We start from the raw sequence: 21,657 nt of genomic DNA on the forward strand, positions 1-21,657 counted from the left end.
ATTTGTTAAAATTATGTGTACATTTTGTGACTAATAGCGTTTTTGAAAAAATTGCTTCATATTTAAAAGGAAAGTTGAGAATAGCTTTCAATTAAAGGTTAATTGAATGAAAATAAAAAAAGTTTGAAATTGTCTAATAAATTGAAAATGATGGCTAGTTGATTGAAAGGAAGCGCAAACATTTTAATAAGGAATTTGCCAAAAGTAATTTATCGTTAAACAATGAAAAGTGGAAATTTGTTTGTTCAAAATCAAAACATTTTTTTAAAAAGAGCAGTTAAGTTTTAATAATTTGATAGGTAGTCCTTTGGTATACAGAAAAAATACAATATTTGGGTTAAAGTTGCAGATGAAGTTAGAATAACAAATAAAATGGTAGCAAAACATGTTCGTTTGCTACCATTTTATTTGCAGTATAGTGATGAGGGCTATTTAACCTCAATATACCTAGTGGAAATTTTAATTGCACCATCTGAATCAGTGACATGATATTTAATTTGATATTTACCAGATTTAGATGTATCAATTTGGCCATCGACTTTAATTTTATCGGTTAAATCTCCATCTTCTTTATCAAATGCACTTATGCCGTTTAGAAGGTTATAATCTTGACCTTTCTTAATAACGATATCATTAGCGCCTTTAATTTGTGGTGTAGTATTCGTCGTTGCATCTGCATTTAAATTTGGTGTTACTAGTGTAGCAGAAACACCGAGGGCTGATAATGACTGTAATAGTTTATTCATAATGTAACCTCCGAATGATAAGTCATTTCTGAGTTAGCTTTACTATACCTTAATTTATATTATTTACACATCATACTATAGTCCTAATCTTACCCTATAAAGAATGAAATTTAAATATAAATTTATAAATAATGAGGAAATAATTATTATTTTGAAAATCTGCCACAATTGTAAAATTAATAATTTAGGGATAATTTGAAATCAAATATAACTTTATTCGACAGTTTGAACTTAAATTTTTGTGTTTCAAAACAATAAGAAAAGGGAGGCGAAAATGATAAAGAACCACTAATGATTAACTATGTAGTAGTACTTTATCATAGTCACAGCTTCTGTGATGGGGCCCCCACCCCAACTCGCATTGCCTGTAGAATTTCTTTTCGAAATTCTCTGTGTTGGGACCCCTCCCCAACTTGCACATTATTGTAAGCTGACTTTTCGTCAGCTTCTTTGTTGGGGCCCACACCCCAACTCACATTGCCTGTAGAATTTCTTTTCGAAATTCTCTGTGTTGGGGCCCCTGACTAGAATTGAAAACTTGTTACAAGCTTATTTTCATTCAATTAACTACTGTCTATATAAAATTGTTGAGCCAAGAACAAAGTGAAATGCTCCCTTCAAAGCCTTCATTTATTCAATGTCTACTTTGAAGGGAGCATTTGATCGATTAATGTCCCAGATTTTTCTTGTTATTCATTTCAATTGCGAAATAATATTAAATGTGGGTTAAAAGACTTCATTAAAACTCAGTTATTAATTCTCAATACATAACTAATGTAAATTTACGAATCAATACCTCGACGCATTTTTTCTGCAAGCAAAGTATTATTTAATACCATAGTAATTGTTAATGGACCAACGCCACCAGGAACTGGTGTAATAGCTCCAGCAATTTCTTTAACCGCATCATAATCAACGTCACCTTTTAATTTGCCATTTTCATCTGGCGTATTGCCAACATCGATAATTACTGCTCCTTCTTTGACCACATCTTTTGTTACTAAACCAGGCTTACCAACTGCACTGACAATGACATCAGCATCTTTTAAATATGATGCCATATCTTTTGAACGAGAATGTAAGATTGTTACTGATGCATTTTTTTGAAGTAGTAACTTAGAAACTGGTTGTCCGACAATATGACTTCGTCCAATTACAACTGCATTTTTACCTTCTAAATCAATATCTGCATGTTTTAATATTTCCATGATGCCGAGCGGTGTGCAAGGTACAAAAGTTTGTTCATCGATATATAATTTCCCTATATTTATTGGATGAAATCCGTCCACATCTTTTTCAGGATTGATTGCTTCTAATATTTTCTGTTCGCTAACTTGTTTTGGTAATGGTACTTGTACCAAAATACCACTTACAGAATCATCATTATTTAGTCTATTTAGTTCGTTTAATACTTCTTCTTCAGTAGCTGTTTCTTCCAAATGTACGATTTCTGAAATCATACCAATTTTTTCAGCTGCTTTCTTTTTTGATCTAACATAACTTTGACTAGCGCCATCATTACCAACTAATATAACGGATAATTTAGGTGTAAAACCCTTTTCTTTTAGCGCTTCAACTTGATCTTGTAACCCCTGTCTGTAGTCTTTGGCAATTTGTTTACCATCTAAAATTTTAGCAACCATAAAAACTTCTCCTCCTATTGTCAATATCCTAACTTTGTTAGTTCATAAAACTAATTTACATAGCAAAAGACGTAAATTCAAACAAAAAATCAAAATAAAGTTCGATTTTTGATTGAAAAAGCAGAAATTGCTTGTTATGCTATATCTATAATATACAACTAAAGTAATTCACAATTCAAACTTTTGAAAGGGTGTACAAAGTGAAAGTAGCAGTCATTATGGGCAGTTCTTCCGATTGGAAAATTATGCAAGAGAGTTGTAACATGTTGGATTATTTTGAAATTCCGTACGAAAAACAAGTAGTATCCGCACATCGTACGCCAAAAATGATGGTTCAATTTGCTTCTGAAGCGAGAGAAAGAGGTATAAACATTATCATTGCAGGCGCTGGCGGTGCGGCACATTTACCAGGTATGGTTGCATCATTAACGACGCTACCAGTTATTGGTGTGCCGATTGAAACAAAAAGTTTAAAGGGTATAGATTCTTTATTATCAATTGTTCAAATGCCAGGAGGTATTCCGGTTGCAACGACTGCAATTGGTGCAGCAGGTGCTAAAAACGCAGGTATACTTGCAGCAAGAATGTTAAGTATTCAAAATCCTTCTTTAGTTGAAAAACTAAATCAGTATGAATCTTCGTTAATTCAAAAAGTGGAGGACATGCAAAATGAGCTTCAATAAATTAAAGTTTGGTGCGACTATTGGCATTATTGGTGGTGGTCAGCTTGGAAAGATGATGGCACAATCAGCTCAAAAAATGGGTTATAAAGTGGTTGTATTGGATCCTTCTGAAGATTGTCCATGTAGATACGTTGCACACGAATTTATACAAGCCAAGTATGACGATGAAAAGGCACTCAATCAATTAGGACAAAAATGTGATGTGATTACTTATGAATTTGAAAACATTTCAGCCCAACAATTAAAACTATTATGTGAAAAGTACAATATTCCGCAAGGTTACCAAGCTATACAGTTATTACAAGACCGCTTAACTGAAAAAGAAACATTAAAAAGTGCTGGTACCAAAGTTGTCCCGTTCATTTCAGTAAAAGAATCTACAGATATTGACAAAGCAATTGAAACATTAGGATATCCTTTTATTGTAAAAACTAGATTTGGTGGCTACGATGGCAAAGGTCAAGTTTTAATTAACAACGAAAAAGACTTACAAGAAGGTTTTAAATTAATTGAAACTAGTGAATGCGTAGCTGAAAAATATTTGAATATCAAGAAAGAAGTATCTCTTACTGTTACAAGAGGAAACAACAATCAAATCACTTTTTTCCCATTACAAGAAAATGAGCATAGAAATCAAATACTTTTCAAAACAATTGTTCCAGCGAGAATAGATAAAACAGCTGAGGCGAAAGAGCAAGTTAATATAATTATCCAATCGATTCATTTCATTGGAACATTTACAGTTGAATTTTTTATAGATAGTAACAACCAATTGTATGTGAACGAGATAGCACCAAGGCCTCACAATTCCGGACATTATTCAATTGAAGCATGTGATTATTCACAATTTGATACTCATATTTTAGCAGTTACCGGACAATCATTACCAAATTCAATTGAATTATTAAAGCCAGCAGTCATGATGAACTTACTAGGTAAAGATTTAGATTTATTGGAAAATGAATTTAATGAACATCCAGAGTGGCACTTACATATTTATGGTAAGTCTGAGCGTAAAGATAGCAGAAAAATGGGGCATATGACTGTACTAACGAATGATGTAAACCAAACTGAACAAGATATGTACGCTAAATTTGAGGGGAGTAATTAAAGCATGACATTATTATATGAAGGAAAAGCGAAGCGCATTTTCTCAACAAATCAAGAAAATGAATTAAGAGTTGAATATAAAGATGAAGTTACTGCTGGAAACGGGGCTAAGAAAGACACAATGGCAGGTAAGGGGCGATTAAATAATCAAATTACTTCTATTATATTTAAATATTTACAAGAAAATGGAATAGAAAGTCACTTTATTAAACAATTATCTGAAACAGAACAATTAGTTAAGCCTGTGAAAATAATTCCATTAGAAGTAGTTGTTCGTAATATTGCTAGTGGATCTATTACAAAGCGTTTAGGTTTTGAAAATGGTGAAGTTTTTAGAGAACCACTTGTAGAATTTTTCTATAAAAATGATGCGTTAAATGATCCGTTGATAACGGATGACCATGTTAAATTGCTCAATATAGCATCAGATGAAGATATTGAAATACTAAAATCCAAAGCATTAAAGATTAATAATGTGTTGAAACAATTAATGGATGCTATGAATTTAAAATTAGTAGATTTTAAAATCGAATTTGGAAAGACTGAGACTGGTCAAATTTTGTTAGCGGATGAAATATCTCCAGATACATGTCGAATTTGGGATAAAGCTACCAATGCAAACTTTGATAAAGATGTATATAGAAATAACACTGGATCACTGATTGAAACATATCAAATATTTTTAAACAAATTGGAGGATTTAAAATAATGAAAACAATTGAACTACATATCACATTACAACCACAAGTATTAGATACGCAAGGACAAACGCTTACTCGAGCTGTACATGACTTAGGTTATGCACAAGTGAATGATATTCGTGTAGGAAAAGTATTATATATGACAGTGGATGAGGTTAGTGATGAAAAGGTACACAACATTATTACAACTCTAAGTGAAAAATTGTTTGCAAATACAGTGATTGAAGAATATAGCTATAAAGTGTTAGATGATGAAAAGGAGAATGCATAAAATGAAATTTGCGGTTCTTGTTTTTCCAGGTTCGAATTGTGATAGAGACATGTTTAATGCTGCTATTAAAAGTGGTGTTGAAGCGGAATATGTAGATTATAGAGAAACATCACTAAGTGGATTTGATGGCGTACTTATTCCTGGTGGATTTTCATTCGGGGATTACTTAAGATCTGGGGCAATGGCTAGTGTAGCGCCGATTATTTCGGAAGTTAAACGTCTTGCAGCTGAAGGTAAGCCAGTATTAGGTGTTTGTAATGGGTTTCAAATTTTAACTGAAATAGGCTTATTACCTGGTGCATTATTGCATAACGATTCACATTTATTTATTAGTAGAAATGAAGAGTTAGAAATAGTGAATAATCAAACGGCATTTACAAATCTTTATGAACAAGGTGAAAAAGTTATATATCCTGTAGCTCACGGTGAAGGTCATTATTATTGTACTGATGAAATATATCAACAATTAAAAGCTAACAATCAAATTATTCTGAAATATGTGAATAATCCGAACGGTTCATATGATGATATTGCAGGAATTGTTAACAAAAAAGGCAATGTATGTGGCATGATGCCACATCCTGAAAGAGCTTTAGAAACGTTGTTAGGTACTGATAGTGGTGTGAAATTATTTGAAGCGATGGTAAAAAGTTGGAGGGAACAACATGTCTAAATTTATCGAACCAAGCGTTGAAGAAATTAAACTTGAAAAAGTATATCAAGATATGGGATTAAGTGATCAAGAATATGAAAAAGTTTGCGATATTTTAGGCAGACAACCTAACTTTACAGAAACAGGTATCTTTTCTGTTATGTGGAGTGAACATTGCTCTTATAAACATTCTAAACCGTTTTTAAAGCAATTTCCTACGTCAGGTGACCATGTGCTTATGGGGCCTGGTGAAGGTGCAGGGGTAGTCGATATAGGTGATAATCAAGCCGTAGTATTTAAAGTAGAGTCTCACAATCATCCATCAGCAATTGAACCATATCAAGGGGCTGCTACAGGCGTTGGTGGAATCATTCGTGACATTGTCTCTATTGGGGCTAGACCTATTAATTTGTTAAACAGTCTTAGATTTGGAGAATTAGATAATAAACAAAACCAAAGATTACTTAAAGGTGTTGTAAAGGGTATCGGAGGTTATGGTAACTGCATTGGTATTCCAACAACTGCTGGTGAAATCGAATTTGATGAACGTTATGATGGCAATCCACTTGTTAATGCAATGTGTGTTGGTGTTATCAATCACGACATGATTCAAAAAGGCACAGCAAAAGGTGTAGGTAATTCGGTCATTTATGTTGGTTTGAAAACTGGTCGAGATGGTATTCATGGTGCTACTTTTGCATCTGAAGAATTGACGGAAGAAAGCGAAAGTAAACGACCTTCTGTACAAATCGGTGATCCATTTGTAGGTAAAAAATTAATGGAAGCAATACTTGAAGCAATTACATTTGATGAATTAGTTGGTATTCAAGATATGGGTGCTGCTGGTTTAACATCTTCATCGTCTGAAATGGCGGCAAAAGGTGGTAGTGGGTTACATTTGAGATTAGAACAAGTGCCAACACGTGAGCCAGGTATTTCTCCTTATGAAATGATGCTTTCAGAAACTCAAGAACGTATGTTACTAGTTGTTGAAAAAGGTACTGAACAAAAATTCTTAGATTTATTTGATAAGCACGAATTGGATAGTGCTGTTATAGGTGAAGTTACAGATACAAATCGTTTTGTTTTAACATATGATGACGAAGTTTATGCTGACATTCCAGTTGAACCACTAGCTGATGAAGCACCTGTATATATTTTAGAAGGAGAAGAAAAAGATTATAATACTTCTAAAAATGATTATACACACATCGATGTTAAAGATACTTTCTTTAAATTACTTAAGCATCCGACTATAGCATCTAAACACTATTTATATGATCAATACGACCAACAAGTTGGTGCCAATACGATAATTAAGCCAGGACTTCAAGCATCGGTAGTACGTGTGGAAGGCACAAATAAGGCAATTGCTTCAACAATTGATGGTGAAGCGCGTTATGTATATAACAATCCATATGAAGGTGGAAAGATGGTAGTAGCTGAAGCTTATCGAAATTTAATTGCCGTGGGTGCAACACCATTAGCAATGACAGATTGTTTAAATTATGGTTCTCCTGAAAAGAAAGAAATCTATCAACAGTTGATAGATTCAACGAAAGGTATGGCAGAAGCATGCGACATTCTTAAGACACCAGTAGTTTCTGGTAATGTATCTTTATATAACGAAACGAAAGGTACTTCTATTTTCCCAACACCAGTTGTTGGAATGGTAGGTTTGATTGAAAATGTAAATTATTTAAATGATTTTGAACCTCAAGTTGGAGATAAATTATATTTAATCGGTGATACTAAGGACGACTTTGGTGGTAGTCAACTTGAAAAGTTAATTTATGGCAAAGTTAATCATGAATTTGAGTCATTAGATTTGAGTTCAGAAGTTGAAAAAGGTGAATCAATCAAGACCGCTATTCGTGAAGGACTATTATCACATGTTCAAACAGTTGGTAAAGGTGGCTTACTGATTACCTTAGCTAAACTAAGTGCGCATTACGGTTTAGGATTAAAATCTTCAATAGATATAACAAATGCACAATTGTTTAGTGAGACGCAAGGCCGATATGTTGTTTCTGTTAAATCAGGTAAAACTTTAAATATTGATAATGCAATAGAAATTGGACTTTTAACAGATAGTGATAATTTCAAGGTAACAACACCATATACAGAGATTAGTGAAAATGTTTCAGATATTAAACAAATATGGGAAGGGGCAATTGCTCAATGTTTAACTACTCAGGATTAAACGAAGAATGTGGCGTGTTTGGTATTTGGAATCATCCTGAAGCAGCGCAACTAACATATATGGGACTTCATAGTTTGCAACATCGTGGTCAAGAAGGTGCAGGTATAGTTGTTTCTGATCAAAATGAATTAAAAGGCGAGCGAGGATTAGGCTTACTAACTGAAGCGATTAAAGATGATCAAATGGAACGATTAAAAGGATATCAACATGCAATTGGTCACGTCCGTTATGCTACTTCAGGTAATAAAGGTATTGAAAATATTCAACCGTTTCTGTATCACTTTTATGATATGAGTGTAGGTATTTGTCATAATGGTAACCTCATTAATGCTAAATCATTGCGTCAGAATTTAGAAAAACAAGGTGCTATCTTCCATTCGTCTTCTGATACTGAAGTCATTATGCATTTGATACGTCGAAGTAAAGCTCCTACTTTTGAGGAAGCGTTGAAAGAAAGTTTGCGAAAAGTTAAAGGCGGTTTTACATTTGCGATTTTAACTAAAGATGCGTTATATGGCGCAGTAGATCCAAATGCTATCAGACCACTTGTTGTAGGTAAAATGAAAGATGGGACATACATCCTTGCAAGTGAAACATGTGCAATAGATGTGTTAGGTGCAGAATTTGTTCAAGATATTCATGCAGGTGAATATGTCGTGATTAACGATAAAGGTATTACAGTTAAATCTTATACACATCATACGACAACTGCAATTTCTGCGATGGAATATATTTATTTTGCTAGACCAGACTCAACAATAGCTGGTAAAAATGTCCATGCAGTACGTAAAGCTTCTGGTAAAAAATTAGCCCAAGAAAGCCCTGTAAATGCTGATATGGTCATCGGTGTACCCAATTCATCGCTATCAGCTGCGAGTGGTTATGCTGAAGAAATAGGTTTGCCATATGAAATGGGACTAGTTAAAAATCAATATGTTGCAAGAACATTTATTCAACCAACTCAAGAATTACGTGAGCAAGGTGTGAGAGTGAAGTTATCTGCGGTAAAAGATATAGTAGATGGGAAAAATATCATTCTTGTTGATGATTCCATTGTTCGCGGTACGACAATTCGACGCATTGTGAAAATGTTAAAAGATTCTGGTGCAAATAAAGTGCATGTGCGTATAGCATCACCGGAATTTATGTTCCCAAGTTTTTATGGAATCGATGTTTCAACTACGGCAGAATTAATTTCTGCAAGCAAATCACCTGAAGAAATTAAAGATTATATTGGCGCTGATTCATTAGCATATCTATCTGTAGATGGGTTAATTGAATCAATTGGTTTAGATTATGACGCGCCATATAGTGGCTTATGTGTAGAAAGTTTCACTGGAGATTATCCTGCAGGGTTATATGATTATGAAGCAAATTATAAAGCACATTTAAGTCATCGACAAAAGCAATATATTTCTAAAAACAAACACTTTTTTGATAGCGAGGGAAATTTAAATGTCTAAAGCATATGAACAATCTGGTGTAAATATTCATGCTGGTTATGAAGCTGTAGAAAGAATGTCTAGTCATGTTAAACGTACGATGCGTAAAGAAGTTATCGGTGGTTTAGGTGGATTCGGTGCTACATTTGATTTATCACAATTAAATATGACAGCGCCAGTTTTAGTTTCTGGAACAGACGGAGTAGGTACGAAATTAAAACTAGCTATCGACTATGGGAAACATGATTCGATAGGTATCGATGCAGTCGCAATGTGTGTTAATGATATTTTAACGACAGGTGCAGAACCATTGTATTTTTTAGATTACATCGCTACAAATAAAGTTGTTCCTGAAGTTATTGAACAAATTGTTAAAGGTATTAGTGATGCATGCGTTGAAACGAATACTGCACTTATCGGTGGAGAGACTGCTGAAATGGGTGAAATGTATCACGAAGGTGAATATGATGTAGCCGGATTTGCAGTTGGAGCAGTTGAAAAGGATGACTATGTAGATAGTTCAGAAGTGAAAGAGGGACAAGTTGTTATAGGGCTTGCGTCAAGTGGCATTCATTCAAATGGATATAGTTTAGTGCGCAAATTAATTAATGAATCAGGCATTGATTTGGCATCAAACTTCGATAATCGTCCATTTATAGATGTCTTTTTAGAACCAACTAAATTATATGTCAAACCTGTACTTGCTTTGAAAAAAGAAGTTTCTATTAAGGCAATGAATCATATTACTGGTGGAGGTTTTTATGAAAATATTCCACGTGCATTGCCAGCCGGATATGCTGCTAGAATTGATACTACATCATTTCCAACGCCAAAAATATTTGATTGGTTACAACAACAAGGCAATATAGACACAAATGAAATGTATAACATTTTTAACATGGGTATTGGCTATACGGTTATCGTTGATGAAAAAGATGCATCACGCGCTTTGAAGATTTTAGCAGAACAAAATGTGGAAGCCTATCAAATTGGTCATATTATGAAAAATGAGTCAACTGCAATTGAATTGTTGGGGGTATAACAATGGTTAAAATTGCGATTTTTGCATCAGGTTCAGGAAGTAACTTTGAAAATATAGTTGAGCATGTTGAATCAGGAAAACTTGAAAATATTGAAGTTACGGCGCTATATACGGATCATCAAAATGCGTTTTGTATAGATAGAGCAAAAAAGCACGATATTCCTGTTTATATTAATGAACCAAAACAATTTGATTCAAAAGCAGCGTATGAACAACATTTAGTATCACTATTAAATGAAGATAAGGTAGAGTGGATTATTTTAGCTGGCTACATGCGTCTAATTGGTCCAGATTTATTAGCTTCATTTGAAGGTAAAATATTGAATATACATCCATCTCTATTGCCGAAATATAAGGGGATTGACGCAATAGGCCAAGCATATCATAGTGGCGATACTATTACTGGTTCGACAGTACATTATGTTGATTGTGGTATGGATACGGGAGAAATTATTGAACAGAGACAATGTGATATTAGACCGGACGATTCAAAAGAACAATTAGAAGAGAAAGTAAAAAAATTGGAATATGAGTTATATCCAAGTGTTATTGCTAAAATTGTAAAATAAGGAGTATGTATGTGATGAAGAAAGCTATTTTGAGCGTATCAAATAAAACAGGTATTGTAGAGTTTGCTAAAGCGTTAACGCAATTAAATTATGAATTATATTCAACAGGTGGTACTAAACGTATATTAGATGAAGCAAATGTACCAGTTCGTTCTGTTTCAGACTTAACACATTTTCCAGAAATAATGGATGGCCGTGTTAAAACATTACATCCGGCTGTTCATGGTGGCATTTTAGCTGATCGAAATAAACCGCAGCATTTAAATGAATTATCAGAACAACATATAGATTTAATTGATATGGTAGTAGTTAATTTATATCCATTCCAACAAACTGTTGCAAACCCTGATGTGACGATGGACGAAGCAATTGAAAATATTGATATTGGTGGTCCAACAATGTTACGTGCTGCAGCTAAAAACTATAAACATGTAACAACAATTGTACATCCGGCAGATTATCAAGAAGTATTGACGCGATTAAGAAACGATTCGTTAGATGAGTCATATAGACAATCATTAATGATTAAAGTTTTTGAGCATACTGCAGAATATGATGAAGCGATTGTACGTTTCTTTAAAGGGGATAAAGAAACTTTAAGATATGGAGAAAATCCACAACAATCAGCGTATTTTGTGAGAACTTCGAATGCTAAGCACACGATTGCAGGCGCTAAACAATTACATGGGAAACAATTAAGCTATAACAATATTAAAGATGCAGATGCTACACTAGCTTTAGTTAAAAAGTTTGATACACCTGCTACAGTTGCGGTTAAACACATGAATCCATGTGGTGTTGGTATCGGTGACACGATAGAACAAGCATTTCAACATGCGTATGAAGCGGATAGTCAATCAATATTTGGTGGAATTGTTGCATTAAACCGAGCTGTAACACCTGAGTTAGCAGAGCAATTGCATAGTATCTTTTTGGAAGTCATTATTGCACCAAAATTTACAGATGAAGCATTAGATATTTTAAAACAAAAGAAGAATGTAAGATTATTAGAAATTGATATGACTATAGACAGTAACGAAGAAGAGTTTGTTTCAGTATCTGGCGGATATTTAGTTCAAGATAAAGACAATTATGTCGTGCCAAAAGAAGAAATGAAAGTTGTTACAGAAGTAGCACCTACTGATGAACAATGGGAAGCAATGTTATTAGGATGGAAAGTTGTACCATCAGTAAAAAGTAATGCAATTATTTTAAGTAATAATAAACAAACTGTAGGTATAGGTGCTGGACAAATGAATCGTGTCGGTGCTGCTAAAATTGCGTTAGAGAGAGCTATTGAAATCAATGATCATGTAGCGTTAGTATCTGATGGATTTTTCCCTATGGGAGATACAGTTGAACTTGCAGCACAACATGGTATAAAGGCAATTATCCAACCGGGTGGTTCGATTAAAGATCAAGATTCAATTGATATGGCTAATAAACATGGTATTGCAATGGTAGTCACAGGCACTCGACATTTTAAACACTAATTTTAAAGGGGCGTAACATAAATGAATGTATTAGTAATTGGTGCTGGTGGACGAGAACATGCACTTGCATATAAACTTAATCAATCGAATCTAGTTAAACAAGTGTTTGCCATTCCAGGTAATGAGGCAATGACACCTATAGCTGAAGTACACACTGAAATTTCAGAATCTGATCATCAAGCGATATTAGATTTTGCTAAACGGCAAAATGTTGATTGGGTAGTTATAGGTCCAGAACAGCCGCTAATTGATGGATTAGCAGACATTTTACGAGCGAATGGTTTCAAAGTGTTTGGTCCAAATAAGCAAGCAGCTCAAATCGAAGGCTCAAAATTATTTGCTAAAAAGATAATGGAAAAATATAATATTCCAACTGCTGATTATAAAGAAGTTGAGCGAAAAAAGGATGCTTTAACATATATTGAAAACTGTGAATTGCCCGTTGTTGTCAAGAAAGATGGGTTAGCTGCTGGGAAAGGCGTTATTATTGCAGATACTATTGAAGCAGCCAGAAGTGCTATTGAGATTATGTATGGTGATGAAGAAGAAGGTACTGTTGTATTTGAAACGTTTTTAGAAGGTGAAGAGTTCTCGCTAATGACATTTGTTAATGGTGATTTAGCAGTACCTTTCGACTGTATTGCACAAGATCATAAACGCGCATTTGATCATGATGAAGGACCAAATACTGGTGGTATGGGGGCTTATTGTCCAGTACCACATATTAGTGACGATGTTTTAAAACTTACAAATGAAACAATTGCACAACCCATTGCAAAGGCAATGCTTAATGAAGGTTATCAATTCTTCGGTGTATTATACATTGGTGCTATTTTAACTAAAAATGGTCCAAAAGTAATAGAATTTAATGCCCGTTTTGGTGATCCTGAAGCTCAAGTATTATTAAGTCGCATGGAAAGTGATTTAATGCAGCATATTATTGATTTAGATGAAGGAAAACGTACTGAATTCAAATGGAAAAATGAATCTATTGTAGGGGTCATGTTGGCATCAAAAGGATATCCTGATGCATATGAAAAAGGGCATAAAGTAAGTGGCTTTGATTTAAATGAAAACTATTTTGTTAGTGGATTAAAGAAGCAAGGTGATACCTTTGTTACTTCAGGTGGTAGAGTTATACTTGCCATCGGAAAAGGTGACAATGTACAAGATGCACAGCGAGACGCATACGAAAAAGTATCACAAATACAAAGTGACCATTTATTCTATCGTCATGACATTGCGAATAAAGCACTACAACTTAAATAAGTAAATTTAAAATACTAAGATTAGCTATGAACGAATCTATAACGATAGATTTTTTCATAGCTTTTTTAGTTGTAGAGTCTAGGACATTGATTTCTGTACCAAATTTGTGATTATGCATATGTAATACAAAAGAGGCGCCACAACATGTTTGGATGAACAAAATAACATGTTTGTGGCACCTCTTTTGTTTAGTATGGAATAAATGGTTTTCTTTTTCTATACAATGAATTTCTAATTTAGTATCTATACAATTATGGATAAAATTTAACCTACACGACCAAGACGAACATCATCTATGCCCGTGATGGGTAAGGTGATTGAACAATAATATGCCAAAGTAATAATGGCAATTAAAACTATAATAAAGATTATATCTTTATATGAGAAAGGTACGTTGTAATAGTAAGTACGAGGACCATCTCTAAATCCTTTGGACTCCATCGCAACTGATAATTGATGTGCCTTTCTAATATTTTGGCTTAATAGAGGTATAATTAAATGCTTAAATCGCTTTAACCCTCTATAATTTGCTGCGTCTATCATCTGATAGCGCATTTTTAAAGATCTGCGAAGCTGTATTAAAGAACTAATCATTAAAGGTATCATACGAATGGCAGCCATGAATGCATAAGCAACTTTTGATTTAACCTTTAAATGTTGCATTAAACTATAAAATATCATGACAACCTGAGATGTAAGTGCGATTAAGATACCGAAAAATGAAATAGCAATGGTTCTTAATGATACATGTAAACCACGAACTAAACTTTCTGTTGTAATATGGATAAATCCGAATTTCAAAATTGTATGGCTACCATTCCCGTATAAAATCATGAACAGGGAAGAGAGTAATGCAAAGCCAATACTTATAGTTATAAAAATTGCTGTAATTTTAAACTGAGTACCATTAAACATCAATAAGAAAACTAACATTAAGATAGTGATATAAAGCATAAAATCGAAATTATGCACAAATATAATAAAGAAAAATAGTATAATTCCAAGAAATAGTTTCGTTATAATGTTGACATCATCAACAAATGATTGCCGAACTTTCCATTGCTCATACATTCGTATCACCATCACAATCTAGTAACGCACCATCTGAAATTTTAAGTCTTCTTGATGGATAACGTTCAATTATTTCATCGTCATGTGTAACCATGACAATACTTTGTCCCAAATTAATTCGCTTTTGGAAAAGTTTGATCAACTGGAATGTATTATGGCTATCAAGTCCAAATGTCGGTTCATCTAAAAAGATAATATCAGCTTTAGAACTTAGTGCGGTAGCTACGCTAAGGCGTCGTTTTTGACCAATAGACAACTCATAAGGATGTTGATCTTTTACATTTTGTAAATCTAAAAGTTTTAAAAGTTGTATCGTTTCATCATCACTTTGATCTTTAGAAAGGTGATTAAAATGAATGTTAATTTCATCATAAACCGAATTTGTTATAAATTGTAATTCTGGGTTTTGATAAACTAGGTACATGTGTTTTGCTGCATGTTTAATTTTTGTTAAACGCTGATTTTCAAAATAAACATCACCTTGATATTTAATCAATTGCATAATTGATTCAAGCAAGGTTGTTTTACCACTACCATTTGCCCCTGTAATTGTAATCCACTCACCTAGACCAATTTCTAAATCTGAGAATGAGAGCAATGTTGATTTACCGCGAATAATACGTCCATTTTTAAATTGTAATAAGTGTGAGTTTGTTGTTGGAAAGTCAACACGACTTGGTGCGAATTCCCATGCACGTGGATGCCACACACCATATTCACTGAGTAAATGAACATACTTCTGTAATATGATTTCAGGACATTCATCGGCAATGATATTTCCGTTATAATCCATCAAAATGACGCGGTCGACATGATTCCAGATGTGTTTAACTTTATGTTCAACGATTACAACAGTTTGATCTTCCCAAAGTTCAATTAGTTTAGTCCATAAATCTTCTGTTGCTTGAACATCTAACATTGCTGTCGGTTCATCTAAAAACAATGTTTTTGATTGTTGAAGAATGGTTTCAACAATTGCCAATTTCTGTTTCATCCCGCCACTTAAATCTTTGATATACGTTTCAGGGGTAACATTTAAATTGACCATATTTAAAGCATTGATAATTAACGCATCCATGTCTTCACGTGGTACTTGTCTATTTTCTAAAACGAATGCAAGTTCTTCGTATACTTTTGGCATACAAAACTGGCTATCAGGGTCTTGGAAAATAACGCCACTTAATGGGTCAACGATTAGTTCATCATATTTCATAGGTAATTCAATTAAATTAGGAACAATACCACTTAATACATTCAGAAGTGTACTTTTACCGCAACCAGAAGGACCGAGTAAAAGTACTTTTTCTTTGTCTTGAATAGTGATATTTAAATGATCGAAAATTTTACGCTGACCACTTGGATATTTTAATCGTAAATCACTTACTTTTAACACTCTGAATGCTCCTCTTATAAGTTGTCGTAATCTTCTTTAGCAGCTGGTCTAAATAATTTTGTTACGCCTGTCTTATCTAAAGCTTTTACTAAAAGGTAAGATAGGACGCCGGCGACTACTGCACCACTAATTAATCTAAATACGATGAATAATGTTAAGTTCCAACCTGCAACTTCATTTAAATAACCATAGAAATAATCTATAGGGAAAGCCGCGATTGCTGTACAAAAACCTGCTAACATAGCTACCATAACTGAACGAGATTGATATTTAAAAATTGCAAAGACAAGTTCACACGCTAAACCTTGTATGAAAGCGTAAACGATTGTCGGAATATCGAAACGACCCATAATGATAGTTTCGCCGGCACCTGCAGCAAATTCAGCCAGTAAAGCAATACCTGGTTTTGGAATAATTAGATAGCAGACAATCGCTGCCATGAACCAAACCCCGTTTGTTAATTGTTCGAGGTGAAGGCCTGTAGCTTGCACACCATTGTAAACAAACCACCATAAATTGTAAATAACTGCGAATACTACTGAAATAAGTACGGTTACTAGTATTTCAGATAGCTTTAAACCTTTTGACATTTTTACATCCTCCTAATAAAAAAACGCACAACCATCCATAGGAAAGTTATGCGTTCACAATATATATTAGTAAAACATATGTATAGTAACACTTTCCTACGCTAGTTCAAGCTAGATCAGGTTCAAAGGGTTTGAGGGCAAGCCTCATCTCAGTATAAAACACCCCTAGTGTGTGCGATTTATTTAATTAATTATACTGTAAGACGTTTGTAAACTTATGTCAATAGGTTGTCTTCATGAAATTTTGTTTAATTCGATTTAAAATTTATAATATTAGCATTGGATTTAAATTGAAGATGTAGTAGGAATGTTAGTAATTAAAGATATAAAAATATGTGACATGTAATAAGATTGAGCTGATAAATGAAGAGGGATACTTATCAATCATACCTCTTTAACAACAGTGAAGAACCCGTGCATAATGGCTTACGAATTATAGTTTGTAGGGTAAAAGAGGGATACATGCGCCGAGCACATGCAAAAAAGCCCCTAACAACTAAAAGTTGTAAGGAAGAAGAGGGACACATGCGCCGAGCACATGCATAAAATCCCCTAACAACTAAAAGTTGTAAGGGGATTTAAATTAATTTAGTGTATCTTGGATATCTTGTTTTGTTTGATTAATATCTTCTGTTTTTTCTTCTTTTTTATCTTTTAATTTTTCTTCAACTTCTTTAGCTTTTTCTGCTGCTTTTTTATTTTGATTTTCATTAGACATGATTAATTCCTCCCAAATTGGATAATTATTTATATATAAATCTTACCCGGTTGTACTTTCGTTAAACTTTTCTAAGTCTATAGCACTATTTATTCATTTATCTAAAGACAACAACATTAGATTAATATATAATGATTTTGAGGTGAACATAATGTCTTTTCTTAGGAAACACGCCGAAATTATTTTTAGCTATTTAATCGGTATCGTTTCACTCTTCACTGGTCTCATTATTTTAATTAACTTGCCATTAATTAAACAATTAAATGGTGGTAAAAAAGTTGATACACATGTTCATAATGTGTGGGAATTTCTGAATGCATTTTTCAGTGAAATTATTAAAGTAATGAGTCGATTTATAGGTAATTTCCCTATAGTTAGTGCAATTGTGATAATTATATTCGGTATTTTAGTTATGTTGATTGGTCATACATTACTTAGAACTATTAAGTATGACTATGATATTTCTATCTTTTTCTTAGTTATCGGTATCATGTACTTTATTATTACTCTTATATTAATGACTCAAGTTTATGGATTCTTTGCAGTGATTTTCATTATTCCATTTACAATTCATATAGGATATATCGTCTATAAAGATGAATTGAATCAGGAAAATGTAAAAAATCATTTCATGTGGATAATTGTGAGTTATGGTATAAGTTACTTAATTACACAAATTGCATTGTATGGCAGAATTGATGCTAATGAAATAGAGTCAATTGATATCTTAAGTGTCAATGCTTTCTTTATAATTATGTGGTTACTTGGTCAAATGGCTATTTGGAATTTCTTGTTCTTGCGCCGAGCTTTACCTTTAACAAAGCAAGAATTAGGTGAAGAGGAGCCAGAATTATCAAGAACAAGTAAAGGGAATGTCACGAATCAAACTAAAATTCACTTGAAACAACTCCAAGATAAGACTACAGAATATGCACGTAAGACAAGAAGAAGTGTCGATTTAGATAAAATTAGAGCTAAAAGAGATAAATTCAAAAAGAAAGTTAATGATATTATCGATATTCAAGAAGACGATATTCCTGATTGGATGAGAAAACCGAAATGGGTTAAACCAATGTATGTCGAACTATTTTGTGGTGTCGTCATCTTTTTATTCACATTTTTAGAATTTAATAATCGTAATGCATTATTTGTATCTGGTGATTGGAAATTATCACAGACACAATATGTTATTGAATGGGTTACATTACTAATTCTGTTATTCATTATTATCGCATATATCGCTACAACGTTAACTTTCCACTTGAAAGGTAAGTTTTATTATTTACAACTATTTATGGGGAGCATTTTATTCTTTAAATTGTTAACGGAATTCATAAATATAATGATTCATGGACTACTACTTTCAGTGTTCATTACACCAACATTACTATTAATGTTATTGGCAATCATCATTTCTTATTCGTTACAATTACGAGAGCGACCATAATTAAAAGCATTATAAAAGTACTATCTATTAAACATTTTGATGTGTACGCTATAAGTTAGATATATCTCTAACTTATTTAGATACAGGTCAATGAAGTTTATGGATAGTACTTTTTTTGTAACTAGATTTGATTGATTCAGGTGATGTGAATTAAGTATTGAAAATTGTATACAAAGTTTTAGTGCAAATAAAATAGTTGAAAAGTTATCCATTTGTAAAATCAAGAAAACTATTAAATAGTTGAATCGACATTTGGAAATTGCGAAACGATATATAGTATTTCCTTTGTAGAAATTTAACATATATCATTCGAATTACTAATTTGTTAAAATCAACATTAAGATTAGAAGTAGATGATATTGAAATTTGGCAAACAATTTAATCTATATAAAACTACAACGAAACACAGAAAGGAAGTTGTCAGATGAAAATAGCAACTCTGAACAAAGGCAAAGAAACAAAATATTTTAATGGATATCCTTTAATTGAAGAAGAGGATATCTATTCACAAGATCATTTAAAAGAAGGAGATATTTTTCAAATTGTGACTGATAAATCACAATATGTTGCAACGGCTTATGTTGGTCGCCAACATAAAGGATTAGGTTGGGTTCTAACATACGATAAAGCTCAAGAAATCAACACAGCTTTCTTTGTGAAATTGTTTAATACTGCATTAGCAGAACGTGATTATTATTTTAATATAGATGGAACAAATGCTTTTAGATTATTTAATGCTGAAGGTGATGGTGTTGGGGGATTAACAATCGACAATTACGATGGTCATTTGTTGATTCAATGGTACTCAAAAGGTATTTATAAATTTAAATATGCCATTCTTGAAGCGGTTAGAAAAGTATTTGATTATAAATCTATTTACGAAAAAGTAAGATTTAAAGACAGCGAATATAGTGGTGGTTTTGTTGAAGGAGATGCACCTGAGTTTCCAATTGTTATCGAAGAAAACTTCACATTTTATAATGTAGACCTTGAAGATGGTTTGATGACAGGTATCTTTTTAGATCAAAAAGAAGTGCGCAAGAAATTAAGGGATCAATATGCCAAAGAACGCCATGTTTTAAACTTATTTAGTTATACAGGTGCTTTTTCTGTAATAGCAGCAAGTGAGGCATCTTCAACAACAAGTGTAGATTTGGCTAATCGTTCTCGTAGTTTAACTGAAGAAAATTTTGGATTAAATGCTATTGATCCTAAATCCCAATATATTTATGTCATGGACACTTTTGATTTCTATAAATATGCTGCACGACATGGACATAGTTATGACACGATCGTGATTGATCCACCTAGCTTTGCGCGTAACAAAAAACGTACATTTTCAGTGCAAAAAGATTATGACAAATTAATTAATGGCGCCTTAAATATCTTATCATCTGAAGGAACATTATTGTTATGTACAAACGCAAGTGTATATCCATTAAAGCAATTTAAAAATACTATTAAAAAGACGCTTGAAGAGAGTGGCGTTGATTATGAATTAACTGAAGTTATGGGATTACCAAAAGATTTTAAAACGCATCCACATTATAAGCCATCTAAATATTTAAAAGCTGTTTTTGTAAATATTAGACATTAATTTGATAAAAAGGGGTATAGTAACTTATTGAGAAAAAGAAGGGTGATAATATTATGGGATTCAAAAACAATTTAACATCAAATTTAACAAATAAAATTGGTAATTCAGTCTTTAAAATAGAAAATGTTGACGGAAAAGGTGCAATGCCAACGACGATTCAAGAATTGAGAGAAAGACGACAACGTGCTGAAGCAATTGTAAAGAGAAAATCTTTAATGTCATCAACAATGAGCGTTGTTCCAATTCCGGGTTTAGATTTTGGTGTTGATTTAAAATTAATGAAAGATATTATCGAAGATGTAAATAAAATATACGGATTAGATCATAAGCAAGTTAATAGCCTTGGGGATGATGTGAAAGAAAGAATTATGTCTGCAGCAGCAATTCAAGGTAGTCAATTTATTGGTAAAAGAATTTCAAGTGCATTTTTAAAAATAGTTATTAGAGATGTAGCTAAACGTACTGCTGCAAAACAAACAAAATGGTTTCCTGTTGTAGGACAAGCTGTGTCTGCATCTATTAGTTACTATTTTATGAATAAAATTGGAAAAGATCACATTCAAAAATGCGAAAATGTTATTAAAAATGTCATGTAGGTGCTATAATAGTTTTGCAATTTGCAAATTTTACTGAAACCGGTTTTAAACGAATTGAATTTAAAGCATGGTTTTGGTAAAGTTAATGTATAAAACTAAGTTAGTATTGTAATAATATTGAAGATTCTAACTATACGAAGGAGAAATGTAATTATGGAACAAAATTCATATGTAATCATCGACGAGACTGGTATTCACGCTAGACCAGCAACAATGTTAGTACAAACAGCTTCAAAATTCGATTCTGATATTCAATTAGAATATAACGGTAAGAAAGTAAACTTAAAATCAATCATGGGTGTTATGAGCCTTGGTGTTGGTAAAGATGCTGAAATTACAATTTATGCTGACGGTAGTGATGAATCTGACGCCATTCAAGCAATCAGTGACGTCTTATCAAAAGAAGGATTGACTAAATAAT

22 protein-coding genes and 1 riboswitch are annotated in these 21,657 nt (G+C 33.0%); of the genes, 16 read left to right on the top strand and 6 right to left on the bottom strand.

All coding sequences use genetic code 11. The annotated features are described in order from the left end of the window. Nucleotides 1-158: 158 nt before the first annotated feature. The gene (locus tag IDG66_RS12080) at nucleotides 159-281 is read left to right on the top strand and encodes a hypothetical protein (protein ID WP_001790624.1); all 123 of its coding nucleotides are present in this window, start codon (nucleotides 159-161) and stop codon (nucleotides 279-281) included. A 147-nt stretch (nucleotides 282-428) separates the two neighbouring features. Here IDG66_RS12080 and IDG66_RS12085 read toward each other — a convergent pair whose 3' ends face one another. After that, on the bottom strand, nucleotides 429-746 hold the full coding sequence (locus IDG66_RS12085; RefSeq protein ID WP_001037831.1) for a DUF5011 domain-containing protein: 318 nt from the start codon (nucleotides 744-746) through the stop codon (nucleotides 429-431). Between the two features lie 782 nt (nucleotides 747-1,528). Continuing rightward, nucleotides 1,529-2,389: a bifunctional methylenetetrahydrofolate dehydrogenase/methenyltetrahydrofolate cyclohydrolase FolD gene (gene folD / locus IDG66_RS12090; RefSeq protein WP_000225837.1), complete on the bottom strand. Its 861-nt coding sequence runs from the start codon at nucleotides 2,387-2,389 to the stop codon at nucleotides 1,529-1,531. A gap of 200 nt (nucleotides 2,390-2,589) precedes the next feature. On the opposite strand from folD, the gene purE reads away from it, so the two are divergent. Genes purE through purD form a run of 11 tightly spaced genes read left to right on the top strand, consistent with a single transcriptional unit; the run spans nucleotide 2,590 to nucleotide 13,824 of the window. Then, nucleotides 2,590-3,072 (top strand): 5-(carboxyamino)imidazole ribonucleotide mutase, encoded by a 483-nt coding sequence (purE, locus tag IDG66_RS12095; protein WP_000861572.1) that lies wholly within the window; start codon nucleotides 2,590-2,592, stop codon nucleotides 3,070-3,072. Continuing rightward, the gene (gene purK, locus IDG66_RS12100) at nucleotides 3,059-4,183 is read left to right on the top strand and encodes a 5-(carboxyamino)imidazole ribonucleotide synthase (protein ID WP_103143731.1); all 1,125 of its coding nucleotides are present in this window, start codon (nucleotides 3,059-3,061) and stop codon (nucleotides 4,181-4,183) included. The genes purE and purK overlap by 14 nt, the downstream gene beginning before the upstream one ends. Before the next feature lie 3 nt (nucleotides 4,184-4,186). Next, nucleotides 4,187-4,891 carry a phosphoribosylaminoimidazolesuccinocarboxamide synthase gene (gene purC, locus IDG66_RS12105; protein WP_000174053.1) on the top strand — a complete coding sequence of 235 codons (705 nt, stop codon included), beginning with the start codon at nucleotides 4,187-4,189 and terminating at the stop codon, nucleotides 4,889-4,891. Continuing rightward, complete coding sequence (gene purS / locus IDG66_RS12110; protein WP_000848350.1) at nucleotides 4,891-5,154, top strand: phosphoribosylformylglycinamidine synthase subunit PurS; 264 nt, start codon at nucleotides 4,891-4,893, stop codon at nucleotides 5,152-5,154. Before purC ends, purS begins: the two co-directional genes overlap by 1 nt. Before the next feature lies 1 nt (nucleotide 5,155). Further along, nucleotides 5,156-5,827 (top strand): phosphoribosylformylglycinamidine synthase I, encoded by a 672-nt coding sequence (gene purQ / locus IDG66_RS12115; protein WP_000666801.1) that lies wholly within the window; start codon nucleotides 5,156-5,158, stop codon nucleotides 5,825-5,827. Continuing rightward, entirely contained in the window at nucleotides 5,820-8,009 is a 2,190-nt protein-coding gene (purL, locus tag IDG66_RS12120; protein ID WP_032099323.1) for a phosphoribosylformylglycinamidine synthase subunit PurL, read from the top strand. The genes purQ and purL overlap by 8 nt, the downstream gene beginning before the upstream one ends. Then, nucleotides 7,988-9,472 (top strand): amidophosphoribosyltransferase, encoded by a 1,485-nt coding sequence (gene purF / locus IDG66_RS12125; RefSeq protein ID WP_000483713.1) that lies wholly within the window; start codon nucleotides 7,988-7,990, stop codon nucleotides 9,470-9,472. Before purL ends, purF begins: the two co-directional genes overlap by 22 nt. Then, complete coding sequence (gene purM / locus IDG66_RS12130; protein WP_000030823.1) at nucleotides 9,465-10,493, top strand: phosphoribosylformylglycinamidine cyclo-ligase; 1,029 nt, start codon at nucleotides 9,465-9,467, stop codon at nucleotides 10,491-10,493. Before purF ends, purM begins: the two co-directional genes overlap by 8 nt. A 2-nt stretch (nucleotides 10,494-10,495) precedes the next feature. After that, nucleotides 10,496-11,062, top strand: coding sequence for a phosphoribosylglycinamide formyltransferase (gene purN, locus IDG66_RS12135; protein ID WP_000238663.1), 567 nt, complete (start codon nucleotides 10,496-10,498; stop codon nucleotides 11,060-11,062). A 14-nt stretch (nucleotides 11,063-11,076) separates the two neighbouring features. Next, the gene (gene purH / locus IDG66_RS12140) at nucleotides 11,077-12,555 is read left to right on the top strand and encodes a bifunctional phosphoribosylaminoimidazolecarboxamide formyltransferase/IMP cyclohydrolase (protein ID WP_000709290.1); all 1,479 of its coding nucleotides are present in this window, start codon (nucleotides 11,077-11,079) and stop codon (nucleotides 12,553-12,555) included. Between the two features lie 21 nt (nucleotides 12,556-12,576). After that, nucleotides 12,577-13,824 (top strand): phosphoribosylamine--glycine ligase, encoded by a 1,248-nt coding sequence (purD, locus tag IDG66_RS12145; protein WP_001101902.1) that lies wholly within the window; start codon nucleotides 12,577-12,579, stop codon nucleotides 13,822-13,824. A gap of 264 nt (nucleotides 13,825-14,088) precedes the next feature. On the opposite strand, the gene IDG66_RS12150 is transcribed toward purD, so the two are convergent. The 4 genes from IDG66_RS12150 to graF form a co-directional block, all read right to left on the bottom strand. Then, nucleotides 14,089-14,895: an energy-coupling factor transporter transmembrane component T family protein gene (locus tag IDG66_RS12150; protein WP_000273252.1), complete on the bottom strand. Its 807-nt coding sequence runs from the start codon at nucleotides 14,893-14,895 to the stop codon at nucleotides 14,089-14,091. Next, nucleotides 14,888-16,288 carry an ABC transporter ATP-binding protein gene (locus IDG66_RS12155; protein WP_000921973.1) on the bottom strand — a complete coding sequence of 467 codons (1,401 nt, stop codon included), beginning with the start codon at nucleotides 16,286-16,288 and terminating at the stop codon, nucleotides 14,888-14,890. The genes IDG66_RS12150 and IDG66_RS12155 overlap by 8 nt, the downstream gene beginning before the upstream one ends. A gap of 14 nt (nucleotides 16,289-16,302) precedes the next feature. Then, nucleotides 16,303-16,878 (bottom strand): ECF transporter S component, encoded by a 576-nt coding sequence (locus tag IDG66_RS12160; RefSeq protein ID WP_000033477.1) that lies wholly within the window; start codon nucleotides 16,876-16,878, stop codon nucleotides 16,303-16,305. A gap of 76 nt (nucleotides 16,879-16,954) precedes the next feature. Continuing rightward, nucleotides 16,955-17,055: riboswitch (TPP riboswitch) on the bottom strand. 406 nt (nucleotides 17,056-17,461) lie between these two features. Then, on the bottom strand, nucleotides 17,462-17,596 hold the full coding sequence (gene graF, locus IDG66_RS12165; protein WP_000064214.1) for a glycopeptide resistance-associated protein GraF: 135 nt from the start codon (nucleotides 17,594-17,596) through the stop codon (nucleotides 17,462-17,464). 151 nt (nucleotides 17,597-17,747) lie between these two features. On the opposite strand from graF, the gene auxA reads away from it, so the two are divergent. From auxA to IDG66_RS12185, 4 genes are all read left to right on the top strand, one after another. Next, entirely contained in the window at nucleotides 17,748-19,043 is a 1,296-nt protein-coding gene (gene auxA / locus IDG66_RS12170; RefSeq protein ID WP_000009069.1) for a lipoteichoic acid stability factor AuxA, read from the top strand. 424 nt (nucleotides 19,044-19,467) lie between these two features. Continuing rightward, entirely contained in the window at nucleotides 19,468-20,640 is a 1,173-nt protein-coding gene (locus IDG66_RS12175) for a class I SAM-dependent rRNA methyltransferase (RefSeq protein ID WP_000685063.1), read from the top strand. Nucleotides 20,641-20,693: 53 nt separating this feature from the next. After that, complete coding sequence (locus IDG66_RS12180; RefSeq protein WP_000505966.1) at nucleotides 20,694-21,236, top strand: hypothetical protein; 543 nt, start codon at nucleotides 20,694-20,696, stop codon at nucleotides 21,234-21,236. 153 nt (nucleotides 21,237-21,389) lie between these two features. Beyond that, nucleotides 21,390-21,656, top strand: coding sequence for a phosphocarrier protein HPr (locus tag IDG66_RS12185; protein ID WP_000437472.1), 267 nt, complete (start codon nucleotides 21,390-21,392; stop codon nucleotides 21,654-21,656). Nucleotide 21,657: the final 1 nt, after the last annotated feature.

Source organism: Staphylococcus sp. EG-SA-18 (assembly GCF_017151825.1).
GTDB lineage: Bacteria > Bacillota > Bacilli > Staphylococcales > Staphylococcaceae > Staphylococcus > Staphylococcus aureus.

Excerpts from the sequence above, each read along its gene's own strand:
- purQ (WP_000666801.1), top strand. The coding sequence starts at position 5,156 with ATGAAATTTGCGGTTCTTGTTTTTCCAGGTTCGAATTGTGATAGAGAC.
- purN (WP_000238663.1), top strand. The coding sequence starts at position 10,496 with ATGGTTAAAATTGCGATTTTTGCATCAGGTTCAGGAAGTAACTTTGAA.
- graF (WP_000064214.1), bottom strand. The coding sequence starts at position 17,596 with ATGTCTAATGAAAATCAAAATAAAAAAGCAGCAGAAAAAGCTAAAGAA.
- purL (WP_032099323.1), top strand. The coding sequence starts at position 5,820 with ATGTCTAAATTTATCGAACCAAGCGTTGAAGAAATTAAACTTGAAAAA.
- purH (WP_000709290.1), top strand. The coding sequence starts at position 11,077 with ATGAAGAAAGCTATTTTGAGCGTATCAAATAAAACAGGTATTGTAGAG.
- purM (WP_000030823.1), top strand. The coding sequence starts at position 9,465 with ATGTCTAAAGCATATGAACAATCTGGTGTAAATATTCATGCTGGTTAT.
- IDG66_RS12175 (WP_000685063.1), top strand. The coding sequence starts at position 19,468 with ATGAAAATAGCAACTCTGAACAAAGGCAAAGAAACAAAATATTTTAAT.
- purF (WP_000483713.1), top strand. The coding sequence starts at position 7,988 with ATGTTTAACTACTCAGGATTAAACGAAGAATGTGGCGTGTTTGGTATT.
- auxA (WP_000009069.1), top strand. The coding sequence starts at position 17,748 with ATGTCTTTTCTTAGGAAACACGCCGAAATTATTTTTAGCTATTTAATC.
- purC (WP_000174053.1), top strand. The coding sequence starts at position 4,187 with ATGACATTATTATATGAAGGAAAAGCGAAGCGCATTTTCTCAACAAAT.
- purD (WP_001101902.1), top strand. The coding sequence starts at position 12,577 with ATGAATGTATTAGTAATTGGTGCTGGTGGACGAGAACATGCACTTGCA.
- IDG66_RS12160 (WP_000033477.1), bottom strand. The coding sequence starts at position 16,878 with ATGTCAAAAGGTTTAAAGCTATCTGAAATACTAGTAACCGTACTTATT.
- IDG66_RS12180 (WP_000505966.1), top strand. The coding sequence starts at position 20,694 with ATGGGATTCAAAAACAATTTAACATCAAATTTAACAAATAAAATTGGT.
- IDG66_RS12085 (WP_001037831.1), bottom strand. The coding sequence starts at position 746 with ATGAATAAACTATTACAGTCATTATCAGCCCTCGGTGTTTCTGCTACA.
- purK (WP_103143731.1), top strand. The coding sequence starts at position 3,059 with ATGAGCTTCAATAAATTAAAGTTTGGTGCGACTATTGGCATTATTGGT.
- folD (WP_000225837.1), bottom strand. The coding sequence starts at position 2,389 with ATGGTTGCTAAAATTTTAGATGGTAAACAAATTGCCAAAGACTACAGA.
- purS (WP_000848350.1), top strand. The coding sequence starts at position 4,891 with ATGAAAACAATTGAACTACATATCACATTACAACCACAAGTATTAGAT.
- IDG66_RS12185 (WP_000437472.1), top strand. The coding sequence starts at position 21,390 with ATGGAACAAAATTCATATGTAATCATCGACGAGACTGGTATTCACGCT.
- IDG66_RS12150 (WP_000273252.1), bottom strand. The coding sequence starts at position 14,895 with ATGTATGAGCAATGGAAAGTTCGGCAATCATTTGTTGATGATGTCAAC.